The 1,500-nt window shown below is 33.2% G+C and carries 1 protein-coding gene; it reads right to left on the reverse strand.

Annotated elements, in window-relative coordinates; genetic code table 11:
* Positions 1-267: 267 nt before the first annotated feature.
* Positions 268-1,398: a Ger(x)C family spore germination protein gene (locus AC1Q59_RS24710; protein ID WP_492368520.1), complete on the reverse strand. Its 1,131-nt coding sequence runs from the start codon at positions 1,396-1,398 to the stop codon at positions 268-270.
* Positions 1,399-1,500: the final 102 nt, after the last annotated feature.

Genomic DNA, 1,500 nt, shown 5'->3' on the forward strand with positions numbered 1-1,500 from the left:
CAGTATGAATTTATTAAGTGGTTAGATGAAGAGCTTAAATGAAGAAATAGAATTTTTTTATTTTTACATGTATTGATTGCGGAAAAGAAGATGAAGTTCCAAATTATGTTGTAGAAGAATTTCATTTTGACTTGGAAGAAAATGAAGAAGTGGAGGTAGTCTGTCCTTTGCCAATGGTACCATGCGAAAGTGAGAAAAAAGACCCAGTGAATAATCAACACTTGGGTCGTGGTTAAGTCGCGTTAGCGATTTTGTTCCTAAAACATGTTAATCAACTGATCCAGTTCGCTTAATTTCCACCTTTATATTTGGTTTTATCTTTAGTGTTGAGTAATTTTGTCTTAAATCTTCCTCAGTTAAATGGGAATATTTTCTTACACTTCTTATTTTTCTTCCGATGCCAATGGGATCCGTATTTAAATTTTTTAATTCCTCAAGTATATATCCAAATTCTTTGTTTAGGGCTTCACCAATTAATTGTTCCATTTTGTTTAGTGAATCTTTATTTTTCACAGAAGTATATGGTTGAATTTCTAATGTTGAAACGGATATCGTTGCATTTAAATGAACAAATTCTTCATTCTTTATTTCAATGTTTCCTTTGTACTTTATTGGATGAAGTGTAATCTTATAAATATCACTTTTAGGAAGGTTGAGTTTTGCTATACTCCTTTTCTCTAGCTCATCAGCAGGAATCTCTACAGTTATATCACCTAAAATGGCATTATTATTTGTGAATAATTTTAGGTAAAAGGTGTTTATCAACGAAATAGACCCCAAAATTTTATCATCTTTGAATAATGCAACACCACCTATAGAAGGTGCTACCCCATTTGCACTTTTAATCACGGGTAGTGTAGGATCGATACCAATTTCATAAAGTGCAGTTATAAAATCATGTAAGTTGGAGTTGACTAACATTTCTTTCTTTTCGTGTTTATCCAATAGTTGATAGATATAGGATCCCATTTCGGGATATTCTTCATAGTTTGTATTGTTAATCGTCTCCTCAGCATTATCAGTAATGGCTAAAAAGATTAAAGAACCGATACTGCTATCTCGTTGCATTGTATCCAGAAAAGCAGCAATTCCTACTGTTTCTGCCATATTTTTATTAAACAGTATGGTCCTTAATTGACCAGACGTAATGTCATGGCTTGTCTGTTCCTCTAGTTTTTGTCTGATTTGTTTACTAGTCGTTCCTTCAGCTGAAAGGGTTACACTGGTCTTTTCTTCTTTTCGGTCAAATTGTAACAAACTGATAGTGCCTTTGTATGTATTGTCATCAAGCAAGTCATAGCCAATAATCGTTGAAATCCCTTGCATTTCTATTATTTTTTCAGGGGCCATGCATGCAGTACAAAGAAGAGAACACAGCAGAATAACAACTTTTTTCATTCTTTCAACTCCGTCTGGAACGAGTATTGATTTTTGATCTTATAAGGGTGATTCCATACAAGAAAATCGGATAGATAAACCAAAGGAAAAATCCAGTTTTGC

Source organism: Cytobacillus sp. MT66 (assembly GCF_058792595.1).